The 325-nt window shown below is 44.3% G+C and carries 1 protein-coding gene; it reads right to left on the bottom strand.

Going from position 1 to position 325, the window contains the following annotated elements; translation table 11 throughout:
- The coding region (locus R0J87_RS19160) for a hypothetical protein (RefSeq protein ID WP_498888223.1) at positions 1-300 on the bottom strand (300 nt) is incomplete at its 3' end.
- Positions 301-325: the final 25 nt, after the last annotated feature.

Genomic DNA, 325 nt, shown 5'->3' with positions numbered 1-325 from the left:
GTATTCTTCTTCTTTGACGAAGGTTTCGCTGTAGTAGCCATCATCGTTGTAATCTTCGTAAATCATTTCCCAAAGATCGTCGAAATCGCCGTTTTTAAGTGCACGTTCCAAGTCATCTGGAATTTCTTCATCGTTACCGTGAAAGTCATCTTCGATAAACGCTTTTAGTTCTTCAAAGTCATTAAAGACGCAATGGTCTCCATCGTTCCAATAGCGTTGCATGTAGCCACTGTCACAATCGGCGTTACCTGGCGCAATACGATGGTCCATGATGACCCAGAAACGTGGAGAGGCTTGCATGTCATAATCGTGCTCGCTTTCCCAC

Origin of the sequence: Halomonas sp. SIMBA_159 (assembly GCF_046536035.1) — a bacterium.
Classification (GTDB): Bacteria; Pseudomonadota; Gammaproteobacteria; order Pseudomonadales; family Halomonadaceae; genus Vreelandella; species Vreelandella venusta_A.
The sequence above is the reverse complement of the archived record's forward strand: the minus strand, read 5'-3'. Positions and strand labels throughout refer to the sequence as shown.